Raw genomic sequence first — 21,020 nt, forward strand, 5'->3', positions numbered from 1 at the left:
CGTCGTACGGCGGATCAGAGGGCGGACAGGAGCTTGTGGACGTGGGAGAGCGGGTCGGCGCCCACCGGGCGGACGGCGACCGTGGTGACGCCCGCCTCCCACAGTGCCCTGACCTGCGCGGACGCCTCCTCCGGCGAGCCCGTCGCCATGACGACCTCCTCGGGCGGCACCTGCAGGAACGCCGCCTGCTCCTCCGCCGCGGGCCGCATGGCCTCCCGTGCGCCGTCGCCGACGTAGAGGTGGACGAACGCCACCACTTCGTGATCGCCGGTCGCGCCGATCCGCTCGATGGTCGACCGCACCCGCTCCGGGCCGAGGCCCTCGGGAAGGATCGTGCCCTCGGCCACCCGCCCCGACAGGGCCAGCGAGCGCGGGCTCACCACTCCGGCGAGGACCGGCGGCGGCTCGGCCGGCGGGTGGACGAGGCGGACGCCGTCCAGGCGCACCTCGCGTCCGTGCAGGGTGACGGTCTCGCCGCGCAGCAGCGCCCGTACGGACGTGATCGTCTCCTCCAGCAGCGACAGCGGGGACGAGGCGGCTGCGCCCACCTGGCGCATCCACGCCTGCACGCCGTGCCCGATGCCGGCGGCCAGCCGCCCGGGGTGCAGGCGGGCCAGGTTGGCCAGCTCCATCGCCAGCAGCATCGGATTGCGCAGGGGCGCCGGGGTGATGCCGATGCCCACGCGCAGGCGTGAGGTCGCGGCCAGTGCCGTGGCGGCCGAGGAGATCCCGCCCGTCCAGCCGAGGTCCTCCACCACCCACAGGTCGGAGACCGCCGTGCCGTCGAGTTCCCCGGCGAACGCCGGGAGCGACTCCGGTGGCAGGTCGCGGTCGAAGACGACTCCAAGCCTCACGGACGGCCCTCCAGTTTCAGGCGAGATCGGCTCTGCGGCTTTCCGAGTATCCAGGACCCGGGGACGCGCCGCACACGGGGGCCGCGAAGGCCGGACGGCGGAGGAGATGAGTGGTGCGGGGGAGGGCCGGGCCCGGACAGGGCCGGGCCCGGATCACGGCGTCACCGCGGACAGCGGATCACTCGCCCTCGGCGGGGCGGTTGGCCTTCTTGGCCTGCTTGGCCGAGCGGGCTTCCTTGATGGCCGTCCTCTTCGCCTTGCCGGTGGACTTCACCGGCTTCTTCTTCTGAGCGTCGTCAGCCATGATTCCCCCGAATGTACGAGGATGCGCCTAATGTGCGCATCTGTGGGGGTTGATACCCAAGAGGGGCGTGTGCCATCCGGCCTGCCGCCTCGCACCGGCGAGTCACGCTTCCCGGGTGCGATGTCCTGTCGGGCTCACGCCGATGTGCGCGGTCCGGGACGTGGGACCCTGCGGTACGCCTCGGGGTCGACCTCGCGGGTCGCGTTCCAGTAGGCGAGCAGCGGGAACGGCCAGCACTGCGACACGCGTCCCCTGCTGTTCTTGTACCAGCTGCTGACCTCGGCCGCGCCCCAGACCACTCGCTTGTTCTCGGCGTCGACGGCGTCGTTGTAGCTCAGGTAGGCGTCCTCGCGGCAGTCGAGGGCCGCGTCGCCGTCGCGCACCAGCCTCTCGACGACCTTGACGATGTATTCCATGGAGAGCTCCGTGAACAGCACGGTGCTCCCGTTCAGGACGTGGTTCGTGTTGGGGCCGTAGAGGAGGAACAGGTTGGGGAAGTGCGGGATGGTGACGCCGAGATACGCCCGCGCGTCGCCGTCCCAGAAGTCCTGGAGGTCCCGCTTCCCGGTGCCGGTGACCCGCATCGTCGACAGGAACTCCGAGGCGCTGAAGCCGGTGCTGTAGACGATGACGTCGAGCTCGTGCAGGGTTCCGTCCTCGGTGCGGATCCCGTTCGCCGTGAACTCCCGGATCCGGTCCGTCACGAGGGCGACGTCGTCCCGCTTGAGGGTCCGGGCCCAGCTCCCGTTGTCCCGCAGCAACCGCTTCGCGCCCGGCGGGTATGTCGGGATCACCCGGTCGAGCAGGTCCGGCCGGTCGGCGTACTGCGCGGCGAGATGCTCGGTCAGGGCCACGCGCAGGACCTCGTTCTGCGCGGAGACCGAGCCCTCCTTGGTCCACTCGGGATCGACCTCGGCGAAGCGGCGACGCCCCTCCACCGACGTCCAGAACTGGAAGAACCGGTACCACTGCGCGTAGTACGGCACATTGCGGAAGAGCCAGATGAGCTCCTCCTCGATCTCGTCCACGTACCGCGGGGTCGGCAGCGTCCAGGGAGGGTTGCGCTGGAAGACGGTCAGGTGCTCCACCTGCTCGGCGATCGCCGGGACGACCTGGAAGCCGGACGCGCCGGTGCCGATGACGCCCACGCGCAGACCCGTCAGGTCCACGTCGTGACGCCACCGTGCGGTGTGCCAGGTCTCGCCCCGGAAAAGCTCCTGGCCCTCGAACCTCGGTACCAGCGGCTGGTTGAGCTGCCCCACGGCGCTGACGACTGCGTCGAAGACCTCGGTGGCCTCCGCCCCGTCGCCTGTGCGGTATCGCACCCGCCAGTTCGCGTCCGGCTCCTGGAAGCCGAGCGCGACGACATGCGTCGAGAGCCGCAGGTGCGGGGCGAGGCCCGCGTCCTCGGCGAACTTCACGAGGTAGGCCTGGATGGACTCTCGGCTCGAGAAGTAGCACGGCCAGTCCGGCTTCTGCGCGAACGAGTAGCTGTAGGCGTAGTTGTGCGTGTCGAGCCGGCAACCCGGATAGGTGTTCTCGTACCAGGTCCCGCCGACGTCCGGGTTCTTGTCGAAGACCACGACCTCCACCCCGGCCTGCCTCAGCCGGTGGGCGGCGACGAGCCCGGACAGACCGGCGCCGATGACGGCGACGCGGAAGTCGCGCTCGGGATCGAGGTCCTTCAGCACCCAGCCGGGCGCGCCGCTGTCGTGTGGGATGTCGAGTTCGTGCGCCAGCAGGGGAAGGTAGGACTCGTCCGCCCCGTGGGAGATGAAGTCCAGCAGCCGGGTGAGCCGGGCCGGATCCGGCTCGGGGCCCGTCGCGAACCCCGAGTCGCGGAAACGTCGCAGCCCGTCGAGGCAGAGAGCGCGCGCCCACCGCTGCCGCTCCTCGTCGAGGCCGCCTTGGTGAAGGGCCCCCGCAGGCGGGATCACCGAGTCGGGGCGCAGGGCGGGATCGATGAACGCGTCGTCGTCCAGGATCTGCGCCAGCGTGGTGAGGAGGGCGGGAAGGTCGGCGGTCGCGACCGCGCTTTCGAGTCTCTCGTCGCTCCACTCGGCGTGGTCGGGCACCGGTGCGGTGACCCGGTCGACGGCAGCCTGGTCCATGGTGAGTCCTTCGGTGGGTGGGAGGAGGTCAGGGGAGGCCGGACCGGCGCCCTTTCCGGGGCGGGGGCGGGGCGGGGTCAGCGCGGGACGGTCAGCTCGGGACGGTCAGCTCGGGATCGGGGGCTGGAGCCGCTCCTGGTGACGTCGCCAGGCGTCGGAGAGCCACGGGACGTATTCCCCGAGGGCCGCGAACGCCTCGGACTCCCGGCCGGCGGGTGCGGCGGCCGCCACGTACCGGTCGGGGCGGACGAGGAGCGTCACCGGCTCGGCGAAGGAGCGGGAGCGGTCCGCCACGACGATCCGGCCGTCCGCCGCGCCGGGGGTCGCGCCGGGGGTCGCGTCGAGGGGGACGACCTCGATGCCCGCGCCCGCGGTGAACCGCAGCGCGTTCCACCCCGTGCCGAGCACCGTGTCCAGCGGTGCGGTCTCGCCCCCGGGCAGGAGGACCGCCGGCTGGGAGAGGGCACGGCCGACGACGCCGGCGACGGGCTTGGGCAGCCCGCCGGGGACCGGGGCGACGCAGCCGCCGGTGAAGTGCGGCTGCCTGAGGAACTTCATCGCCGTGATCCAGCTCTTCAGCGACGGCACCAGACCGGTGCCGCGCAGCAGCAGGTCGCGCGTCAGGGTGACCTTCGCATCCGTGCTCATGACGATCTGCCCGATCCGCCGCGACAGCTTGACCATCTGCTCGGCGTGGGGGCGCCGCTCGGTCTCGTACGTCGCTACCAGCGCGTCCGTCCCGGTGCCGTGGACGGCGGCGGCGATCTTCCAGGCGAGGTTGGCGGCGTCGCGGATGCCGGCGTTCATCCCCTGTCCCGCGAACGGCGGCATCATGTGGGCGGCGTCGCCGGCGAGCAGAACGCGGCCCTGGCGGTAGCGCAGCGCGACGCGCTGGTGCGCGACGTAGACCCTCGCCCGCCGGATGTCCTCGGGGGCGATGCGGCGGTGCAGGTACGGCTCGACGAGCGTCGCCACCATGTCGGGGGTGGTCACCTGCTCGGCGGTCTCACCGGGCAGGAGCATGAACTCGAACCGGCAGCGTCCCTTGACGCCCGGGACGACCACGGCGGGCCGGGTGCCGTTGCAGTGGAACTCGGCGAACCTCTCGTGCTCGCCGGTGCCCAGCAGGTCGACGACGATCCACTCCTCGACCTGCGTGGAGCCCTCCATCGGAATGCCCAGCTGGCACCTGACGGGACTGCGCCCGCCGTCGCAGGCGATGAGCCATCTGGATCGCACGACCGTCCTGCCCTGCGGGCCCAGGACCGTCGTCTCCACGTGGTCGCCGGCGTCCCGCACGGAGAAGGCCTCCGTCTCGAAGCGGAGCGTGACACGGTCGCGCCCGCGGACGGCGTCGAGCAGCAGCTCCTCCAGCACCGGCTGGTCGAACTGGGATTTGCCCGGCTGCCCGAGCCGGGAGCTCGCCGGGCGGACCTCGGCCAGCAGCCGCCCGTCCCGGCCGAAATAACGCGCTCCGGTGTCCAGCAGCGTCTCCGGCCTCAGCCGGTCCATGATGCCGATCTGCTGCATCACCCGCAGTGTCTCGTCCGCGACGCTGATCGCCCGCGGCTCGTCGCAGGTGCCCGGGTTCTTCTCCACGACCACGACGCGCACGCCGTGGTCGGCGAGGAGGGCTGCGGCGGTCAGCCCGGTGGGCCCGGCCCCGACGATCAGGACATCGGTGTCCATGACAGGGTGCATCGACTGTCTACCTTCCGACGCTGGATTCCGGGTCGACTGGCCTCAGCGCTCGCGCCGGACGGTGTTGCGCAGGACTCCGAGACCGGTGATCTCCACCTCGACCACGTCGCCCTCGGAGAGCAGGCCCTGCGGGTCCATGAACATGCCGACCCCGCCCGGCGTGCCGGTGACGACCACGTCGCCGGGAGCCAGCCGGGTGAACCCCGTGACGTGCGCGATCAGCTCGGGGATGCCGAAGTACAGGTCTCCGACGGAGGCCTTCTGGCGCACGTCGCCGTTGACCCTCGTCTCCAGCACGAGCTCGTCGACGTTCCCGAGGTCCGCGGCGGACACGAGATAGGGCCCGAACGCGCCCGTTCCCGGGAAGTTCTTGCCCGGGATCCACTGGCTCGTGGCGCGCTGCCAGTCACGGGCGGTGAAGTCGTTGTAGACGGCGTATCCGGCGATGTGGTCCCAGGCGTCGGCCTCACCGACGTGGAAGGCCTCCTTGCCGATCACCAGCGCCAGCTCGCCCTCGTAGTCGAACTGGGTGGTCGACGCGGGCATCAGCGCGGGCCGCAGGTGACCGATCTGGGTGTCCGCGAAGCGGGTGAAGACCGTGGGGGCCTTCTGCTCGGTGCGGCCCGTCTCCTGCTGGTGGCTGCGGTAGTTGACGCCGATGCAGATGATCTTCGACGGGTTGGTGATCGCAGGGAGGAACTCGATCTCGGCCTCCGGCCGAGCCGGCGCGTCCAGGTAGCGGTCCCCGACCTGGCCGAAGACGCCCGAGACCACGGCGTCGCGCAGATCGGCCGCGAGGCCGAGCCCGGAGGGGCCGAGGTCGTAGGCGGTCCCTGCGACGATCACTCCCCAGGTGGGCGATCCGTCGGGGGCGGAGAAGCTGGCGTGGTGCATGGGTGTTCCTTCGGTGGGGCGTTGGTGATGAGAGAGGCGATCCGCGGGGGACGCGCGTCAGGCCACGTACGAAATGGCGTCGAGCAGCTTCTCTGTGGTCGGGTCGGCCTCGACGGCCAGGCACTCGGCCGCGATCACGCGGTCGGGGCGGAGGAAGAGAACCGAGTAGGGCTTGTCGTCGAACCACTTCTTGACCCGGCCCAGGGCGTCGCCGATGACCGTGACGCCAGGGGAGGCGTTGGCGGCCGTCCACTCGCGCTGCACCTCGGGCACCACCTGGACGAAGGCCGCACCGAGACGTTCGAGCGCCTCGACGGACTTCTCGGACAGGATCCGGCGCGGGTCGTTGTTCCAGGTCAGGACGGCCCACCGCAGGCCGATGACGTCGTCGAGCAGTTTCACCGCTCCGTCGGGCGCGGACACCTTCGGCTGGATGAACAGCCTGCCCGCCGAGCGGTTCACGCCGTGCGCCGGGAGGATCGACCTCGACTTGTGGACCTCGGTCCGCACCACGGCGCCGCGGGTGTAGGTCGGCATCGGCTTGAAGCGCATCGAGGCGACGTAGCGCTTCACCGGCGGGAGATAGTCGACCGCGGTCCCGACGACGGTGCGGGCCACCTCGCGCAGCCGGCCGCGGGAGGCGAAGGCCTTGCCCATGCCGACCGACAGTTCGACCATGCCGCGCACGTGGTCACGGCGCTCGATCTCGTAGGTGTCGAGCAGCGCGGGCGACGAGGTGCCCTCCAGCACCGCGGCGAGCTTCCAGCCGAGGTTCACGGCGTCGCGGATGCAGGAGTTCCAGCCCTGGCCGGCGTTCACGGGCATGACGTGCGCCGCGTCGCCCGCGATGAAGACGCGGCCACGACGGAAGGCCGAGGCGATCCGCGCGTTGTGGGTGTAAACCCGCCTGCGGATGATGTTGAGCCGTTCGGGGCTGCGCACGTGGTCGGCGAGCAGGCCGCGCACGAAGGCGTCCGACTCGGCCAGCTCGTTGTCCTCGTCGTCGCCGAGCATGAACTCCCAGCGGCGGATGCCGTGCGGCAGCCCGAAGGTGGCCCAGCTTCGTACGGGATCGGCTCCGAAGATCGCGTTCGGGGTGCCGAGCGGGTCGTCGGCGACGTCGATGACGAGGCAGCGGTCGGGCAGCGTGACGCCCTCGAAGTTGGCGCCCAGCCAATCCCTGGTGAACGAGCGGCCACCCTCCGCGCCGACCATGTATTCGGCCGTGACCCGGGTGACCTCGCCGGAGTCGACGTCCTGGATCGTGCAGACGACCTGCTCGGCGGTCTGCTCGATCTTGAGGAGCTCGTGTCCGAGCCGCACGTCGACGTGCGGGAAGCGGTCGAGACCGGTGAGCAGCGCCCGGTCGACGAGGGGCTGGATGAAGCCGTTGCGGCGCGACCAGCCGAACTCGTCGGTCTGCGGCGCCATCTCGGCGATGACCTTGCCCTGGGCGTTGACCGCCCGCACCATGTGGTGCGGGACGGTGTGCGGGAGGACCTTGTCGACGAGGTCGATGGCCTGCATCGAGCGCAGGGCCTCGTCGTCGATGCCGATCGCACGCGGGTAGTCGATGAGATCGTGGAGCCGCTCGATGATCAGCGTTCGCACGCCGTAACGCCCGAGCAGGTTGGACAGCGTCAGGCCCGTCGGGCCGGCCCCGACGATGACGACCTGGTAATCAGCGGCACTCATGCTCGATAACTCCCGATAAGAAGCTGTGTTGCCCGGGCCACGAGGCCCACGTCGCTGCCGAGCCCGACGAAGTCGGCCTGCCCGGAGCCGGTCATGCGGCGGGCGTACTCGCCCGAGACGCAGAAGATGCCGACGTCGACGCCGGCCTCGCGGGCGGCGGCGACGACGAGGTCGATGGCGTCCTTGACCGGGCCGTCCTCCCAGTCCAGACGCGGCGGGTGGCCCATCGTGAGGGCCAGGTCGGCGGGGCCGATGTAGACACCGTCGAGGCCGGCGACGGTGAGGATCTCGCGTCGCCGCTCGACCCCGAGGGCCGACTCGATCTGGACGTACGCGCGCACGCTCGCGTTGGCCGAGGCGCACATGTCCGGCCCCTGGTAGAGCCCGGGGCGCTGCGGACCGAGGCTCCTGGCTCCGACCGGCGCGAACTTCGTCGCGGCCACCAGGGCGCGGGCCTGCTCGGCGCTCTCGACGCAGGGGGCGATGATCCCTCCCGCGCCCGCGTCGAGGACTGCGCCGATGACGCCCGAGTCGATGCCCGGCACCCGCACCAGCGTGCGGCTCAGGGAGCCGGGCACCGAGCGGATGATCCGGGTCGCCGAGCCGAGGTCGTGCTCACCGTGCTGCATGTCCACGACCACGCCGGTGAACCCGCCGGCCACCGCGTGCTCGGCGATCAGCTGCGATCCGACGCTCAGGTGCAGGAACGCGGGCGCGCTCACCTGCCCTCATCCTCCGTGCCGGCGACCACGGGGCTCGCATCCACGGGGCTCGCGACCACGGGCCTCGGCGCGTCGGCGTTGGTGAACACCGGCACGACACGCCGCTCGGCGAGCAGCCACTCGTCGCCCACCTTCTCGAAGGTGTCGTGATACTCGCCCACGCTCGCGGGGGTCGCCGCGTTGGCGTGGGTGTCGCGGAAGGCCACGTAGTAGGAGGTGGCGCACAGGCGTCCCTCGCTCCAGAACACGCGGATGTTGCTCAGCACGTGGCGGACCTTGCTGGGGTTGCCCAGGCGCCGGATGCCCCACTGCCTGATGGCGTCGCGACCGACCATGGTGCCCATCGGCCCCTCGGAGCGGCACTTCTCGCCGTACAGCTCCCAGAGGGTGTCGGTCAGGCCGTGGTCGTTGCGGTAGGCGTGCTCGGCGAGCAGCGCCATCACGGCCAGGCGGTCCTCGGTGCTCACACTGGTCATCAGTTCACTCCTCGGCGAAGCGCGCGGTCACGGACCCCACGCCGGTGATGTCGGCCCGGTAGAGCGGCCCGAAATCGAAATCCATGATCAGACCGATCGAGCCGGGCAGGAGAAGCTCGCCGGCCTGCAACGGGACGTCCTGCTCGCAGGCGGTGCGGGCCAGCCAGGCGATGGCGTTGATCGGGTCGCCCATGACGTTGCTGCCGACGCCGGAGGTGATCTCCACGCCGTCCCGGGTGAGGGACAGGCGGACGTCCCGGAGGTCCACCTTCCCGTAGGGCTGTCTGGCGCCCAGGATGATCCCGGCGCAGGCGGCGTTGTCGGCGATCGTGTCGACGATCTTCATGCCGTAGTTCTCGTAGTGGCAGTCGACCAGCTCGAACGCCGGCGCGATGTAGTCGATCGCATCCTCGATCGTGGGGATGTCCCAGGCGTGCAGGTCCTTCTTGAGGGCGAAGGCGACCTCGGCCTCGATCTTCGGCTTGACGTAGTCCTTCGGGTCGAACACGACTCCGTCGTGGAAGACCATGTCGTTCATGATCGTCCCGTAGTCGGGCTCGTGCACGCCCGCCTTGGCCTGGACCAGGGGGTTGGTGAGACCGACCTTGCGCCCGACGCGGGTCCGTCCCGAAGCGATCTTGCGCTGGACGATCCGGCGCTGGATCTCGTACGCCGAGTCGACGTCGTCGTCGGCGATGAACTCGCGGACGAACGGCATGCGGGTCCGGTTGACGTTCGCCTCCCAGAGGAGGTCGGTCACCGTGTCGAGAACCCCGCTCATGACGCCTGCTCCCGGAGGAATCGGAGGACCGCCGCGTTGAACTGCTCGGGTTCCTCCCACTGCGGCCAGTGGGCGGCGCCCTCGACGAGCACGAACCGGCCGTGCGGCATCTTCTCGGCCAGGGCGCGCCCCACGCCGGGGTCGCCCGACGGCTCGTGGTCGGTCCAGACCAGCAAGGCCGGCAGCGGCTGGTTCTCGTAGTCGGCGTCCGTGACGCTGTTGCGCCGCCTGATCTCGGGATCCTGCAGGGCGAGGATCGCGTTCATCGAGTCGATGAACCCGGGCTGGGCGTAGATGGCCTGGCGCACCGCGACGAGTTCGTCGCTGATCGCCTCGGCGTCGTGGATGACGACGTTGAGGCGTGCCTTGACGTTCTCCCAGGAGGGGTCCTCGACCGACCGGCGCGACATGCTCTGGGCCCGCGCCATCCGGTCGGCCGGGATCATGCGCCCGCCGGGCGCGCTCAGGATCAGGGAGGCGAAGCGCTCGGGGTGCCGCCGCGCCACCTTGAGGGCGATCCAGCCGCCGAGGGACTCCCCGCACAGGTGGGGCTTGTCCAGGCCGTAGTGGTCCATGAGCGCGAGCAGGTGCTCGACGTAGTCGGCGATCTCGAGCGTGCCCTTCACCAGCGTCGAGTAGCCGTGGCCCGGGTAGTCGTACGCGATGATCTGGTAGTGCTCGCCGAGCGCGCGCAGGTTGTGCGTGTAGGCCTCGATGTGCCCGCTCGTACCGGCGAGCATGAGGATGGTCTGGTCGCCCCGGCCCATGCGGAGCACGCGGGTGCGGATCCCCCCGATCTCGGGGAACTCCAGGACGTGGGGCAGATCGGCGATCTGTGCCCACAGGGTCCGGTGGTGAACGTCGCGGATCGTCATGCGAGCGACCTCGCCGTGACCACGCCGAAGCCGGCACCCCAGGGGACGGAGGACCAGTAGCCCTCGTTCACCGTCTTGTACTCGCCGAGGGCCGACAGCGCCGAGAACGCGGCCAGCCACGTGCGCACCTCCTGCGCCCCGGATCCGCCCTCGCGCGTGATCCAGTCGCCCCGCCACTCGTCGGCCTGGGCCAGATCGTTCGATCCCAGGACGCGCAGGATCTCGCGGTCGAAGGCCTCGTTGACCGGCTTGCAGTCGCCCTCGCCCCGGGCGTGCGCGTGCGCGGCCCGCATGATCATGGCCTCGCGCTCGGCGCGCTGCTCGGGGGTGACGACGGCGCTCGTCAGCCGCTGACGCACCGGCTCGGGGGCGGTGTCGAAAACCGCGATCGGCGGGTCGTGGGACAGGCCTCCCGAGGCGAGGAAGAGCACCCGCTTGCCGAGCTGTTCCGCCGTCCTGCCCACCGCCTCACCGAAGAGGCGGATCCGCCCCATGGGGCCCAGCGGAAGGCCCACACAGTTCACGAAGATCGGCACAAAGGGTTTGGTGAATTCCTTGCCGAAGATGAACTCCATCGACTGAAGCATTCCGTGGTCGACTTTCAACCGCTCCGAGCGTGGCACGTCGATGCCCTGGGCCAGTACGCCGGCGTGAAGACGTCGCGCGGTTTCCGAGTCGACGGGAAGAGGCCCGTGCCGCGTTCCCCAGTCCCCGATTCCCTCGGCCTGAGCGCCGATGCAGAACGACGGCATCATTTCGTACAGCACGCCATTGAAATGGTCGGGGCCGAACGAGACCACCACCTCCGGATCGAACTCGGCCACGAACTCCTTGACGCCTTCGATCGCATCGAGGATCTCTTCGTAGATCGTCCCGCCGGGATCGACCCTGCCCAGGGTCGGAGCATGGCTCATTGCCGCCAACGCGAAGCTCACGGGTCCTCGCCCCCTCACTAGAATCGCGGTTCCAGAATCAACGTACTAGCAGGTTGACGCTGTTGCAAGGCCCGGTGTCGCCTCGTCGGACTCCTCCTCGCCCATGCCGGGGGCGGTGTGGCCCACGGGTGCGGGAGCGGGAAGCGGGGGCCCGGGGAGGACCATGTGGCGGCCCTGGCCTCGCGTACACTCCCCCTATGGCGCAAGGCACTTCACGGCGGGCGAGATCCGAGAACTCCAAGGAGCAGATCCTTCAGGCGGCGCTGCGCCTCGCCGTCGAGCGGGGTTACGAGGGCACGACGATGGCGGACGTCAGCGCGGAGTCGGGCCTGCCCATCGGCTCGGTGTACTGGCACTTCAAGAACAAGGAGCAGCTCTTCGTCGAACTGCTCGAGCACAGCTACGCCGAATGGATCAAGATCCACTCAGGCCCTATCGCGGTCCGCGACAAGGTGACGCGCGGCATCGCCGGCCAGGTCCGCGAGGACCCCGGCGGTTACTCCCGCGAAGAGGCGTTGTTGAAGGTCGCGATGATTCTGGCCCTCGACAAGCGTCTCGGCGGCCTCGGTGAAGACAGCGAGGTCCGCCGGACGTATATAAGAATCCGGTCCAAGATGTTCGAGATCAATGTCAGGCATCTCGCGGATTCGCTGCCTCCGGACGTGGTCGAGGCGTTTCCCGAATTGCCGGAGAAGTTGGCGGTGCTCAGTCTCGCCCTCACCGACGGCTTTTATGTGCACGCCAACTCGGCCATTCGCATTGATTTCGCCGAGTACGCCGACCTCGCCGCCCTGGCACTCGAAGGACTGGTCGACCGGTATGTGAATCTCGCGCGCGAGCGCAAATCCGTCTCCACCGCCGCCGGCTGATCAGCCGCCGGCAGGAGTCAGACGCTCCGGGTCACGCCTCCGTCGACACGTACGTTCTGGCCCGTGATGTACGCGGCGTCGTCCGACGCCAGAAATGCCACGGTACGCGCGATCTCGGCATAGCTGGCCGGGCGTCGCATCGGGATGTTCGCGACCCAATCGCTCGGGACCGTCGCCGGGTCGGCCACGGTGTATCCGGGCAGGACGTTGTTGACCCTGATCCCGTCCGCGGCCACCTCGGCGGACCACAGCTTGACCCAGGTCGTCATCGCGGCCCGCGCCACCATGGACGTCGGGAACCGAGGCGAGGGCTCGGTGGGGGCGGCGCTGGAGATGTTGACGATCGCACCGCCCCCCTGGGACCGCATGACGGGGAGCGCCGCCTTGCAGGCGCGCACCACGTTGTAGAAATACAGGTCGAAGCCGAGGGCCAGTTGCTCGTCCGTGAGCTCTTCGAGAGTGCCCTTCGGCCCATGACCGGCACTGTTCACGACGACGTCGAGACGTCCCCATTCACCGGTCACCCGCTCCACGGCGGACTCGATCGTTCCCCGTGCCGTGTAGTCCCCGCGGACGGCCAGGCCGCCGATCTCGCCGGCGAGGTCCTCCAGCGCCTCCCCGCGGGCCATCACCGCGACGCGGTGACCGCGCGTCGCGAGCTCGCGGGCCGTCGCCGCACCGATGCCGCTGCTCGCGGCGATGACCAGCGCGGCCTTCTTTCCCCCGATCAAGGTGATCCTCCTGGTGCGAGATGTCGTGTTCGGTGTGTCTCAGGCCGTCCCTCAGGCCGCGTTCAGTGCCGTCGCCGGCTCGACGCCGGTGCTGACGCGCCGCACGTGGCCGTGCAGGAACAGCAGCACGATGGCCGAGAGGACGAGTGGCAGCGCGAACAGCGTGAAGGTCAGGCGTGGTGCCACCCCGGCGTCGAAGAAGGCGCCGCCGAGGGTCGGGGCGATGATGCCGCCGATGCGCCCCACTCCCATCACCAGTCCGTAGCCGGTCGAGCGGACCTTCTCCGGGTAGAGCAGAGGCACGGCGGCGTAGAAGCCTGTCGTCGAGGCGCTCAGGAAGAACGAGGTGGCGGCGATGGCGAGGAAGGGAAGCGTCTGAACGGTCGCCGCCTGGCCGAAGACGACGAGGAGGACACCGCCGAGGACGATGACGATCGCGGTCATCCGGTAGAGGTTGCGCCGGGCGATGACGGCACCGAAGACGAGGACGCCGATCACTCCGCCGATGCCGTACCACGACATGGTGCCGGCGGCCGCGCCTCGGTCGTGCGTGACGTCGGCCATGTACTTGGCGGCCCAGTTCGTCGTGAAGTAGAAGCCGACCATGAAAAGGAAGTAGGCGAGGCTCGACAGCATCGTGTTGCGCAGGAGCCTGCCCCTGAGGACCTCGGCGAACGGGGCCCTCGTCCTGGTGAGGCGCTCCTCCTGGGGGAGGGCGCTCACGGACTCGAGACCCATGCGGCCGAGAAGCCTGTTGAAGCGCTCGATCGCGCCGCGCTTGCGGGAGGAGGCGATGTAGGCGAGGGACTCGGGCAGCAGCAGGTGAACGAGGACGATGCTGAGGAGCGCGCCGCCCAAGCCGATGCCGAAGGCGAAACGCCACCCGTGCTCGTGCAGCATCGGGCCGACGAAGGTCGAACCGAGGAACGTTCCGATGGGGATACCGGCGGCGTACCCGGTCATGACGATCGGATAGACGCGGGCGTTGACGTACTCGGAGAAGAGAACCGCCACGACGGCGATGAGGGTCCCGATCCCCGCGCCCGTCACGATGCGGCCGAGAGCGAGTAACGCGACACCGTCGGCGAAGGTGGAGATCGCCATGCCGATCGCCACGATGTAGGCCCCGAGAAGGCCGGTGGCCCGGCGGCCGATCCTGTCGCCGAGAGGTGCGAGCGCGACCGCTCCGATGAACAGACCGACCAGGGCGCCCGACATCGCCATGCCGAGTTCCTTGGAGGTGATCCCGAAGTCGTCGGCGATGTAGGGCGACGCGAACGACGTCAGCGAGATGTCATAGCCGTCCATCAGCACGAGGAAGAGACCGGTGGCGACCACCCACCATTGCATCGCCGACATCTTCCTGGTCTTCAGGGTGTCGAAGACTCCTACCGCTGCCATTCCCCTTCTCCTCCCTGAGATGGGATCGGGTGCCGCTTGAGGGGCACCCGGAGGAAGAACTCTAGAATTAAGGATCTAGAATCGTGATTCTGGTCGGAACAGTAACGAACCTCACAAGTGGCGTCAACGGGTTGTGTTGCCGGGCGAGTGAGCCCATCCCGCATCGCGGGGCCGGGGGTCGAACCCGGCGATGATCCACGGCTCGCCCGGTTCAGGCGAAGAGCCGGGCGTTCATGTGGCGACCGCCTCCACCTGCGCGTCGGGGCGTTGACGGCCGTAGCGGGGGAGGCCGTAGCGGGGGAGCGACCGCCCTGGCGCCGCGACCGCCAGAGTTTACCCGGGGCAGAGGCTGGCGGGAGTGGCGCCAGAACGGGCACAGGCACCTGCCGAGGGCAGGTGCCTGTGCCGGAGACGTGGAGCGTGCGCCCGGCGACGTCCTGACCCGTGCCGTCCTGACCCGTGCCGTCCTGACCCGTGCCGTCCATCGCGCGGATCGGCGCCTCTGCCGGCCGGGCGTCTCCTCCGGGGCATGCGGACGGGCGAAGAGGTCCGGCCGCGTGATCGCAGTCAGACCATCTGGTGCTGCTCGGAGCTGAGCGGGGCGGCGATGTCCTCCAGCGAGCGCCGGGCCGCCTCCACGCCCATGAACCACTGCACCAGCCCGGCCGCCATCATCAGGACCGCGCCGATGACGTAGCCGACCACGACGTTGCCGACGACCCCGCTCTCCACCAGGCGGCCGAACAGCACGGGGCCGATGATGCCGCCGAGCCCGGTGCCGACCGCGTAGAACAGCGCGATCGCCAGGGCCCTGGTCTCCATCGGGAAGATCTCCGAGACCGTCAGGTAGGCGCTGCTCGCCCCCGCCGAGGCGAAGAAGAACACCACCATCCAGCAGGCCGTGAGTGTCATCGGGGTCAGCACGTGCGCGTTGAACAGTGCGGCAGTGCCCAGCAGGAGCAGGCCGGACAGCACGTAGGTGCCCGCGATCATCGTCCGGCGGCCGATCGTGTCGAAGAACCGGCCGAGCAGGACCGGGCCGAGGAAGTTCCCGATGGCGATCGGGATGAGATACCACGGAGTGGTGCCGTCCGGCACCTTGAAGAACGTCGACAGCACCAGCGCATACGTGAAGAAGATCGAGTTGTAGAGGAACGCCTGGCCGACGAACAGCGACAGGCCGACGGTCGTGCGCTTGGGATAGCGGCGCAGCAGCGTCGCCGCCACCTCCGTCAGCGGGGTGCGCTCCCGCTGGGTGATCCTGATCTCCCCGTGAGCCGGTTCGAGCGTCTTGCCGCTCTCCTCGCGGACCTTCGTCTCGATCTCCGTGACGATCTCCTCGGCCTCGCGTTCGCGGCCGTGGATGAACAGCCAGCGTGGGCTCTCCGGCACCGTACGGCGGACCAGCAGGATCCCCACGCCGAGGACGGCGCCGAGGCCGAACAGCAGGCGCCAGCCGAGATCGGCCGGCAGCAGGCCGGTGTCGAGGGCCGGGATCGCGATGAGCGCGCCGAGCGCGGTGCCCAGCCAGAAGGAGCCGTTCACCACCAGGTCGACCGTGCCGCGTACGCGGGCCGGGATGAGCTCGTCGATCGCCGAGTTGATCGCGGCGTACTCGCCCCCGATGCCGGCGCCGGTGAAGAACCGGCACAGGTAGAAGTACCAGGCGTCGTGCGAGAAGGCCGTGGCCACGGTGGCGGCCAGGTAGAGGGCGAGGGTCGCCAGGAAGAGCTTCTTGCGCCCGAACCGGTCCGTCAGGTGGCCGAAGAAGAGAGCGCCGAGACAGGCTCCCGCGACGTACACGCCGGCGGCGATACCGACCTCGCTGTCGGTGAGTCCCAGCCCGCTGTCCGGATCCGTGATCCGGGGCCCGATCACCCCGACGATGGTCACTTCGAGTCCGTCGAGGATCCAGACGGTGCCAAGCCCGATGAGCACGAGCCAGTGCCAGCGGGCCCAGGGGAGCCGATCCAGCCGCGCGGGAATGTCGGTGCTTATTTGCGCCATATCGTCCCCTTCTTCGGAAGATATGGCGCCCGTCTACCCCGTATCGGGCCAGAAATTCGTTCTGCTTCTCACCGGTCCCGGCCGTGGGCGGTGCGAACCGGAGTTCACGCCGTCCTCGTCCCCTCGCTCTCCACGCCCCTGGGCGGCGGCACGGGGGCGTCGTGCCCGAGCTCGAACCACACGCAGACTCCCGTGCGGCTGGCCGACACGCCCCAGCGCCGGGTGAACAGGTCCACGAGATGGACGCCGCGGCCCGGCGTCAGCTCGGGGGACGTCCAGCACCCGCAGCCCTGGGTGGACAACGTGACGCGGGCCGCGGCGGGCGTGACCAGGACCGACACGCCATACCCCGGAGGGCGCCCGCAGGAGACGGCGTGCCGTAGGGACTCCGCGACCAGCTCGCCGATCAGTTGCACGGCGTCGTCACGGCAGGGGTGGTCGTCACCGAGACGGCTCGCCACGAACCGCCGGGCGGCCCGCACCTGGGAGGGGGCTCCCGAGAAGGGGCGTGAGATCGCGATTCTCCCCGAGAGGTTGAGAATTGTCATCCCGTGATAACTCCCTGTGCACCCGTCTGCGGATGGCGATTCGAGGTCCGTGCAAGACTTCGTTCATCCTGCACTTTGCAAAACGGCTACGCAATATGGCGAATGCACGATTGCATAGTTTCCTTTTGCGACGAAAGGGAGAGTTCGGCTCATGAGGGGAGTAGGCGGCCCTACGGTCCGGCTCCGCCGGCTTTCCGGCGAGCTGACGCGTCTACGGCGTGAATCCGGGTTCGTCCGCGAGGAGGTGGCACGGCGGCTCGGCGTGGCGGTCTCCACCGTGTACCGGATCGAGGCCGGCCACTCCCGCCCGCACACCCGGACCATCCGCGACCTGCTCGACCTCTACGGTGTCGAGGGCTCCGCGCGGGAGGCGCTGATCGCGCTGGCCAGGGACGCCGGCCGGCGCGGATGGTGGCGCGCCTACGACGACGTCCTGCCCGGGCCGTACGTCGGCATGGAGGCCGAGGCGTCGTCGGTGCGCAACTACGAGCCGCTGCTGGTGCCCGGGCTGCTGCAGACCGAGGACTACGCCCGCGCGGCCATCGGCGCCGCCCTCGTCAAGGACCCGGCGGAGATCGAACGGCGCGCGGCGGCCCGGATGGAGCGCCAGCGGCGCCTGACCGGGCCCGGCGCCATGGAGTTGTGGGCCGTCCTCGACGAGGCGGCGCTGCGCCGGCCGGTGGGCGGCCCGCCGGTGATGGCCGAGCAGCTGCGCACGCTGCGGGACAGGGCCCTGCAGCCGAACGTCACCGTGCAGGTGCTGCCCTTCGACGCGGGCGCCTACCTCGGCATGGGCAACTCGATGGCGATCCTTGCCTTCCCCGATCCCGGCGACGCCGACGTGGTGCTGCTGGAGAACATGAGCGGCGAACTCTATCTGGAGGGTTCGGCGGAGATCCGCGAGTACGCCCAGGTCTTCGATCATCTTCGTGCCGCCGCGCTCGGCCCGGAGAAGTCCATGGAAATGATCATTTCGGTCGAGAAGGAGATGGCAGGACGATGAGGGGACTCGTACCGGCGGACGACCTGGCCTGCGCGGTCTGGCGCAAGGCGGCGCGCTCGAACACCGTTGGAAACCAATGCGTGGAGGTGGCGCGTCTGCGTGACGGCGTCGCCGTACGCGACTCGAAGGATCCCCAGGGATCGCGGTTGATGTTCACTCCCGGCGAGTGGGAGGCGTTCATTGAGGGGGTGAAGGGCGGGGAGTTCGATCTGTCCTGAGGCCTTCGTCCCCGTACGGCCCGCCCCTCGTCGCGCACCTGCCGCGAGGGGCGGGCCGTACGGCGTTCCGGGGACGGTCCGGTGCGGCCGGACCGGTATGGCGGGCGCTTCATCGGGCAGGAGACCTGGCATGCGAAAGGAAGACGACCGATACATCGATACCGAGGACGAGCCGGACATCGCCGGAGAGTTCGCCCCGTCCGCCACGGACCCGCCCAACGCGGAGCCCGACGACAAGAACCCGGACGAGCGCTGGGACAAGCCGACAGAGGTGTGAGGGAGGACGTCATGACCATGGGAGTCGACCCGCGGGACCTGGGCGACGAGGACCTGATCCGCGAGTTGCGCCACCTGCACGAGACCCGGTCGGAGACGTTCTTCCACGGGTCGGACGACGCGCTGGAGCGCCACACCTCGCGGACGCAGGAGCTGGAGGGCGAGTACCTCGCACGCTACCCGGACCGGCAGGTCGATCCGGAGCGGCTGCGTGAGGGGGCGAGACAGCGGAGTGCCTGACAAGAAGAGCCTGGAAGACGCCCAGGAGATGTCGACGGCGGAGATGACGGTCTACGAGGCCGCCGCCGCCCTGAACGTGAAGGAACAACCGGCGACCGCCGCCGAGGTCGCCGGGATGACCGGCCTCCCCGAGGACACCGTACGGCGGTGCCTCGACAGGCTGGCCGAAGGCGGCAGGCTGCTGCCCAAGGGCGGCGCCTATGTCCTCGGCGACCACGACTGGGGGCTCGAGTACTGACGGCGGGGCCTGGCGCGGACGAACGTGCTCCGGCTCCGCCGCGCAGGGACGTTGCAGAACGGCGCTGCGTCCGGGCGGGAGCACGTTGGGCGCGCAAGAGAGGGGTGTCTCGGCGGCGAGGGTGTGTCACGGGCCCATCAGCCTGCTTCGGCTTGTCCAGGCTGCGCGCTCGAGAGCCTGCTTGGCTCGTTGACGCCGCCCCCGGCTTGGCTTGTCGGAGAGGGACGCGCTCAAGGGTGAGCGGGCGCTCCGGCCGGGATGGTCGCGGAGCTCGCGGCCGGGTCGTCAGCGGCCAGGGCGAGCGTGGACAACAGCGTCTCGCAGTCCTGCCATCCCTCAGGGGCGACCCAGCGCCTCGGTCATCGCCCGGGCGCCTGGGTGGCTTGAGACGAGTCGTTAGAGGGGGACCTTGACGGAGGTAGGGATGCTCCAGGGGCCGCAGTCGGAGCCGAAAGTGCCGCGGTCGCAGCCCTGGACGATGAAGGAGGCCTTGACGTATCCCCCGTGGCCGTTGGTGGTGACGCAGATGTTTTCACCATCCTCCTTGCTCCAGTAACACGTGGGGTGCACCGAATAGACGCCGCTCCACGGGGTCAGCCTGCCGACCTTCACCTGGGTGGTTTGGCCGCCGGCGGTGGTGCTCCAGCGGACCTGGAAGAAGTCCCAGTCGCGGCCGAGGCCGCTCCAGCGAAAGACTGCCTTGCCGCCTGCGTAGTAAGCGCGGACCAGGGCGCCGTTGCCGAGGCCGGGGGACCACACGATCTTGCCGTTGCGGAACTCCTGGTAGGAGCCGCGCTTGTCGGCGTAGCCGTACTCCTTGGTGACCGGGCAGCCGTAGACGCTTGTCTCTCCGCCGTTGGAGCGCCACAGGTCGCCGATGAGGCTGCCGGCCGGCGCCACGAGGGACGGGTCGCAGGTCGCGGCGTTCGCGGTGGAGGTGCTGACCGCGACGGTCGTGGCGACCGTTCCGAGAGCGGTGGCGAGGCCGAGGAGGGCGCGGGTGGTGCGTGTCATCGCAAGTGGTCCTTTCTGGTATCGGGTGCCACCTTTGGTGTACGTCGGACCGCTTTCAGTGGGGTTACCGATGTTGCAAGTCGCTTGCACGAGCCTCCCCGGCGACGTCGCGCGCCGGGCGGGTGGCTCAGGTCACTCGGCGGGGCTTTAGCAGCGATGGAACGGCCAGTGGCGGTAGCGGGTCGAGAACCGGCTCCCTGCCGTCGGGTGCCGTCGGGCGGGAGTACCGCAGGACCGCCGATTCGCCACGCCCCCGCCCCGGCACCGCTGGCGGTCCTGGTCAACGCCCGGTTGTTCGAACCTCTTTGTCAGAACGCGTTGAGTCATGGCGGTAACGGCTACTCAGTGGAAAACCCTCTGAACAGCATCTGCTACATGTGGTGGGACGTCTTTCCCACCTGGGCAGGCCGGGTGACCCCGTCGCGCACAGGATCGACGAGGTGCTGCTCGGGGTCATGCGTGACACGCTGTCCAGTGAGAACGTCGCCTGCGTCGAGAGCGGTCTGCACGGGCTGGGGCACTGGCACGTCACCTACTCGGACGCGGTCGAGAGCGTCGTCGAGGAGTTCCTGCGTCAGCGGCAGGCAATCGGCGTGTCCCTGCGCGACTACGCCCGCGCCGCCGGACGTGGCAGGGTGCTGTGAACCGGCGGCCATCGCGGGCGCGGTGGTACAGGGCACGGTCCTACGCCGGCCTCCGCACCCGCCCGCCCCGGCGCTTCGCGCCGACGGCGGGGCGGGCCGGAGGTCAGGAGCAGGCGGAGGCGAGCTGCTGCGTCGCCTGGGTGGCCTTCTGCCCGAACTCCGCGAGCTTGGTCGCGGCGGCCGGGTCCGACAGGTCGATCTTGAAGGACGCCCACGAGTCGGCCATGCCGGCGAGCGCCACCTTCAGGTCGCCGTCAGCCTTGCCGGACAGGTCCTTGAGCTGCGCGGCCAGGTCGCCGGTCGCGGCGTTGAGGCCCTTGATGTCGCCGGCCGCGCCGGCGGCCTTGGCGCTGTAGTCGGTGAACGCCTTGGTCGCCTCCTCGCAGACGGCCGTCTGGCTCCCGCTGCAGGCGGCGGTCAGGCCGAGAAGGGCGGACACCGCGACGACGGCGAGGCTGTTCCTGAGGATGTTCATGATGCCTT

The 21,020-nt window shown here is 69.8% G+C and carries 24 protein-coding genes; 7 read left to right on the forward strand and 17 right to left on the reverse strand.

Annotation, left to right across the window (positions count from 1 at the left end):
* Positions 1 to 14 precede the first annotated feature (14 nt).
* The 11 genes from HHX41_RS34250 to HHX41_RS34295 all read right to left on the reverse strand — a co-directional run bounded on the left by HHX41_RS34250 (position 15) and on the right by HHX41_RS34295 (position 11,348).
* Positions 15 to 854 (reverse strand): LLM class flavin-dependent oxidoreductase, encoded by an 840-nt coding sequence (locus HHX41_RS34250; protein WP_182909257.1) that lies wholly within the window; start codon positions 852 to 854, stop codon positions 15 to 17.
* 178 nt (positions 855 to 1,032) lie between these two features.
* Entirely contained in the window at positions 1,033 to 1,158 is a 126-nt protein-coding gene (locus HHX41_RS41320) for a hypothetical protein (protein WP_259401520.1), read from the reverse strand.
* A gap of 134 nt (positions 1,159 to 1,292) precedes the next feature.
* Positions 1,293 to 3,269, reverse strand: coding sequence for an NAD(P)/FAD-dependent oxidoreductase (locus HHX41_RS34255; RefSeq protein ID WP_182909258.1), 1,977 nt, complete (start codon positions 3,267 to 3,269; stop codon positions 1,293 to 1,295).
* A gap of 105 nt (positions 3,270 to 3,374) precedes the next feature.
* On the reverse strand, positions 3,375 to 4,970 hold the full coding sequence (locus tag HHX41_RS34260; RefSeq protein ID WP_259401521.1) for an FAD-dependent monooxygenase: 1,596 nt from the start codon (positions 4,968 to 4,970) through the stop codon (positions 3,375 to 3,377).
* Positions 4,971 to 5,012: 42 nt separating this feature from the next.
* The gene (locus HHX41_RS34265; protein WP_182909260.1) at positions 5,013 to 5,864 is read right to left on the reverse strand and encodes a fumarylacetoacetate hydrolase family protein; all 852 of its coding nucleotides are present in this window, start codon (positions 5,862 to 5,864) and stop codon (positions 5,013 to 5,015) included.
* A gap of 57 nt (positions 5,865 to 5,921) precedes the next feature.
* Positions 5,922 to 7,559, reverse strand: coding sequence for a bifunctional 3-(3-hydroxy-phenyl)propionate/3-hydroxycinnamic acid hydroxylase (locus tag HHX41_RS34270; protein ID WP_182909261.1), 1,638 nt, complete (start codon positions 7,557 to 7,559; stop codon positions 5,922 to 5,924).
* A complete protein-coding gene (locus HHX41_RS34275) occupies positions 7,556 to 8,281 on the reverse strand; it encodes an aldolase/citrate lyase family protein (protein WP_169982124.1) in 726 nt (241 codons plus the stop codon). The genes HHX41_RS34270 and HHX41_RS34275 overlap by 4 nt, the downstream gene beginning before the upstream one ends.
* Entirely contained in the window at positions 8,278 to 8,757 is a 480-nt protein-coding gene (locus HHX41_RS34280) for a nuclear transport factor 2 family protein (RefSeq protein WP_182909262.1), read from the reverse strand. The genes HHX41_RS34275 and HHX41_RS34280 overlap by 4 nt, the downstream gene beginning before the upstream one ends.
* A gap of 4 nt (positions 8,758 to 8,761) precedes the next feature.
* Complete coding sequence (locus HHX41_RS34285; RefSeq protein WP_182909263.1) at positions 8,762 to 9,538, reverse strand: 2-keto-4-pentenoate hydratase; 777 nt, start codon at positions 9,536 to 9,538, stop codon at positions 8,762 to 8,764.
* Positions 9,535 to 10,413 carry an alpha/beta fold hydrolase gene (locus tag HHX41_RS34290; protein WP_182909264.1) on the reverse strand — a complete coding sequence of 293 codons (879 nt, stop codon included), beginning with the start codon at positions 10,411 to 10,413 and terminating at the stop codon, positions 9,535 to 9,537. Before HHX41_RS34290 ends, HHX41_RS34285 begins: the two co-directional genes overlap by 4 nt.
* Positions 10,410 to 11,348 carry a 3-carboxyethylcatechol 2,3-dioxygenase gene (locus HHX41_RS34295; protein WP_169982120.1) on the reverse strand — a complete coding sequence of 313 codons (939 nt, stop codon included), beginning with the start codon at positions 11,346 to 11,348 and terminating at the stop codon, positions 10,410 to 10,412. The genes HHX41_RS34290 and HHX41_RS34295 overlap by 4 nt, the downstream gene beginning before the upstream one ends.
* Positions 11,349 to 11,545: 197 nt before the next feature.
* Between HHX41_RS34295 and HHX41_RS34300 the strand changes: the two genes are divergently transcribed.
* Positions 11,546 to 12,217: a TetR family transcriptional regulator gene (locus HHX41_RS34300; RefSeq protein WP_169982119.1), complete on the forward strand. Its 672-nt coding sequence runs from the start codon at positions 11,546 to 11,548 to the stop codon at positions 12,215 to 12,217.
* Between the two features lie 17 nt (positions 12,218 to 12,234).
* Here HHX41_RS34300 and HHX41_RS34305 read toward each other — a convergent pair whose 3' ends face one another.
* The 4 genes from HHX41_RS34305 to HHX41_RS34320 all read right to left on the reverse strand — a co-directional run bounded on the left by HHX41_RS34305 (position 12,235) and on the right by HHX41_RS34320 (position 16,904).
* Complete coding sequence (locus HHX41_RS34305) at positions 12,235 to 12,948, reverse strand: SDR family oxidoreductase (RefSeq protein WP_220504669.1); 714 nt, start codon at positions 12,946 to 12,948, stop codon at positions 12,235 to 12,237.
* A 51-nt stretch (positions 12,949 to 12,999) separates the two neighbouring features.
* On the reverse strand, positions 13,000 to 14,349 hold the full coding sequence (locus tag HHX41_RS34310) for an MFS transporter (protein WP_182909265.1): 1,350 nt from the start codon (positions 14,347 to 14,349) through the stop codon (positions 13,000 to 13,002).
* 567 nt (positions 14,350 to 14,916) lie between these two features.
* Positions 14,917 to 16,356 carry an MFS transporter gene (locus tag HHX41_RS34315; protein ID WP_182909266.1) on the reverse strand — a complete coding sequence of 480 codons (1,440 nt, stop codon included), beginning with the start codon at positions 16,354 to 16,356 and terminating at the stop codon, positions 14,917 to 14,919.
* A 104-nt stretch (positions 16,357 to 16,460) separates the two neighbouring features.
* Positions 16,461 to 16,904 carry an ATP-binding protein gene (locus tag HHX41_RS34320; RefSeq protein WP_169982116.1) on the reverse strand — a complete coding sequence of 148 codons (444 nt, stop codon included), beginning with the start codon at positions 16,902 to 16,904 and terminating at the stop codon, positions 16,461 to 16,463.
* 151 nt (positions 16,905 to 17,055) lie between these two features.
* On the opposite strand from HHX41_RS34320, the gene HHX41_RS34325 reads away from it, so the two are divergent.
* From HHX41_RS34325 to HHX41_RS34345, 5 genes are all read left to right on the forward strand, one after another.
* The gene (locus HHX41_RS34325; RefSeq protein ID WP_169982115.1) at positions 17,056 to 17,907 is read left to right on the forward strand and encodes a helix-turn-helix transcriptional regulator; all 852 of its coding nucleotides are present in this window, start codon (positions 17,056 to 17,058) and stop codon (positions 17,905 to 17,907) included.
* On the forward strand, positions 17,904 to 18,125 hold the full coding sequence (locus tag HHX41_RS34330; protein WP_169982114.1) for a DUF397 domain-containing protein: 222 nt from the start codon (positions 17,904 to 17,906) through the stop codon (positions 18,123 to 18,125). Before HHX41_RS34325 ends, HHX41_RS34330 begins: the two co-directional genes overlap by 4 nt.
* Before the next feature lie 130 nt (positions 18,126 to 18,255).
* A complete protein-coding gene (locus HHX41_RS34335) occupies positions 18,256 to 18,402 on the forward strand; it encodes a hypothetical protein (protein WP_169982113.1) in 147 nt (48 codons plus the stop codon).
* A gap of 11 nt (positions 18,403 to 18,413) precedes the next feature.
* Positions 18,414 to 18,641: a DUF6158 family protein gene (locus HHX41_RS34340; protein WP_169982112.1), complete on the forward strand. Its 228-nt coding sequence runs from the start codon at positions 18,414 to 18,416 to the stop codon at positions 18,639 to 18,641.
* Complete coding sequence (locus tag HHX41_RS34345; RefSeq protein WP_182909267.1) at positions 18,634 to 18,879, forward strand: hypothetical protein; 246 nt, start codon at positions 18,634 to 18,636, stop codon at positions 18,877 to 18,879. Before HHX41_RS34340 ends, HHX41_RS34345 begins: the two co-directional genes overlap by 8 nt.
* Before the next feature lie 396 nt (positions 18,880 to 19,275).
* On the opposite strand, the gene HHX41_RS34350 is transcribed toward HHX41_RS34345, so the two are convergent.
* Entirely contained in the window at positions 19,276 to 19,893 is a 618-nt protein-coding gene (locus HHX41_RS34350) for an LGFP repeat-containing protein (protein ID WP_182909268.1), read from the reverse strand.
* A gap of 380 nt (positions 19,894 to 20,273) precedes the next feature.
* On the opposite strand from HHX41_RS34350, the gene HHX41_RS34355 reads away from it, so the two are divergent.
* Positions 20,274 to 20,537, forward strand: a complete 264-nt coding sequence (locus HHX41_RS34355) for a hypothetical protein (protein WP_182909269.1) — start codon at positions 20,274 to 20,276, stop codon at positions 20,535 to 20,537.
* 103 nt (positions 20,538 to 20,640) lie between these two features.
* Here the strand turns inward: HHX41_RS34355 and HHX41_RS34360 are convergent, their stop codons facing one another.
* The gene (locus HHX41_RS34360; RefSeq protein ID WP_169982109.1) at positions 20,641 to 21,012 is read right to left on the reverse strand and encodes a hypothetical protein; all 372 of its coding nucleotides are present in this window, start codon (positions 21,010 to 21,012) and stop codon (positions 20,641 to 20,643) included.
* Positions 21,013 to 21,020 lie beyond the last annotated feature (8 nt).

Origin of the sequence: Microbispora sp. H13382, assembly GCF_014161445.1 — a bacterium.
Classification (GTDB): domain Bacteria; phylum Actinomycetota; class Actinomycetes; order Streptosporangiales; family Streptosporangiaceae; genus Microbispora.